The sequence below is a fragment of the Xenorhabdus entomophaga genome (assembly GCF_037996725.1).
GTDB classification, from domain to species: domain Bacteria; phylum Pseudomonadota; class Gammaproteobacteria; order Enterobacterales; family Enterobacteriaceae; genus Xenorhabdus; species Xenorhabdus khoisanae.
Genome location: NZ_JBBMXH010000232.1, coordinates 1 through 1,701 on the forward strand (window position 1 = coordinate 1; position 1,701 = coordinate 1,701).

The 1,701-nt window shown below is 42.9% G+C and carries 2 protein-coding genes and 1 tRNA gene; 1 reads left to right on the forward strand and 2 read right to left on the reverse strand.

Annotated features, from left to right (window positions below; all coding sequences use genetic code 11):
• Window positions 1-278: 278 nt before the first annotated feature.
• Together ybcJ and folD are read right to left on the reverse strand one after the other, a co-directional pair.
• Window positions 279-491: a ribosome-associated protein YbcJ gene (ybcJ, locus tag AAC854_RS22400; RefSeq protein WP_340619022.1), complete on the reverse strand. Its 213-nt coding sequence runs from the start codon at window positions 489-491 to the stop codon at window positions 279-281.
• Window positions 491-1,366 carry a bifunctional methylenetetrahydrofolate dehydrogenase/methenyltetrahydrofolate cyclohydrolase FolD gene (gene folD / locus AAC854_RS22405; protein WP_340619023.1) on the reverse strand — a complete coding sequence of 292 codons (876 nt, stop codon included), beginning with the start codon at window positions 1,364-1,366 and terminating at the stop codon, window positions 491-493. Before folD ends, ybcJ begins: the two co-directional genes overlap by 1 nt.
• Before the next feature lie 193 nt (window positions 1,367-1,559).
• Between folD and AAC854_RS22410 the strand changes: the two genes are divergently transcribed.
• A tRNA-Arg gene (locus AAC854_RS22410) sits at window positions 1,560-1,636 on the forward strand.
• Window positions 1,637-1,701: the final 65 nt, after the last annotated feature.

Below are 1,701 nucleotides of genomic sequence, written 5' to 3' on the forward strand. Positions count from 1 at the left end.
TTTCACTTTTTCTGATTTGAGACAATAACGGCAATAAACGTCAACTTTAGCCATACTTCACCTAAAAAAGCTAAAAGCATATCACATCAACTAACTATTCAATACATGACCTTATTTTAGACTGGATTATATAAATTATAACTTAATGGAATAGGCTCTTAGTGATAAAAAAATCATTGTTGTTTATAGTTTATAGCATGAAAAAACAGCACCTTAAATGTATAAATTCAGGTGCTGTTTTTTCGAAAAGGTATTAGTGGTAATCTTTATCCACTGAGTTACTCTTCAACGCGAACAGATTCGCCATTAAAGGTTACAACTTTACCCGCAGTAATTTTGCAGCGCTTGCGTGTCTCAAGTTGACTATCAACCTGTACCAAACCTTCTGCAATCATAGCTTTTGCCACTGCACCACTTTCGCACCACCCTTGTAATTTCAGCAAGTCGCATAATTCGACATAAGGGTGACTATCTAAACAAAAAATTTCCATCAGTATCCTTCAGTTGTATCTACATCATGGTATTCCTCGCAAGCCTGCAAGGTATTTTGAATCAATGTTGCAACGGTCATTGGGCCAACACCACCCGGAACAGGGGAGATCCAGCTAGCGCGTTCGGATGCGTTATCGAAATCTACATCACCAATGACTTTGCCATTTTCCAGCCGATTGATGCCAACATCAATCACAATCGCGCCTGATTTAATCCATTCACCGGGAATAAAATTCGGTTTACCGACAGCCACGACCAGTAAATCTGCTTGCTCAACATGCTGGCGTAAATTTTTGGTAAAGCGATGAGTGACCGTCGTTGTACAGCCAGCCAATAACAACTCAAGACTCATTGGGCGCCCAACGATATTGGAAGCGCCGATAATAACCGCATTTAGCCCATATGTATTGATATTGCATCGCTCGAGCAGCGTAACAATCCCACGGGGGGTACAAGGGCGCAGCTTCGGCGCTCGTTGGCACAGACGGCCGATATTATAGGGATGGAAACCATCGACATCCTTATCGGGATGAATACGTTCCAGTACTTTGACATTATCAATGCCGGCAGGTAAGGGAAGTTGAACCAAAATACCGTCGATTTCAGTATCGGCGTTCAGGTTATCTATCAGGGAGAGCAATTCGGCTTCGCTGGTGGTATCAGGCAGGTCATAAGAGCGGGACATAAAGCCGACTTCTTCACAGGCCCGGCGTTTACTTGCGACATAAATCTGAGATGCAGGGTTTTCGCCCACTAAAACGACGGCAAGCCCCGGCGCTCGTTTTCCGGCAGTAACACGCTGCTTAACTCTTTCTGCAACTTCACTTCTGATTGTCTGCGCAATCGTTTTCCCATCAATAATTTTTGCTGACATGTATTTAAGATTCCATCATCAAGTATAGGAATGGGGGCTATTTTGTCAGAACATAAACCGTCTGTCAGTTTTATTAATAGTCATAAAATGAACATACGAACGAAAAGGGCATTGACTCAGGCCATTATGCCCGTATAATCCGGTGCTGCATCAACGCATTAATGATGTTTCTTATTTACATATCGCACAAAATGCGCCCTTAGCTCAGCTGGATAGAGCAACGGCCTTCTAAGCCGTAGGTCACAGGTTCGAATCCTGTAGGGCGTACCATAAAATCAAAGAGTTACATCAAGAAAATAAAAAACCCGTCATAATAACGGGTCAAGTAACGGGTC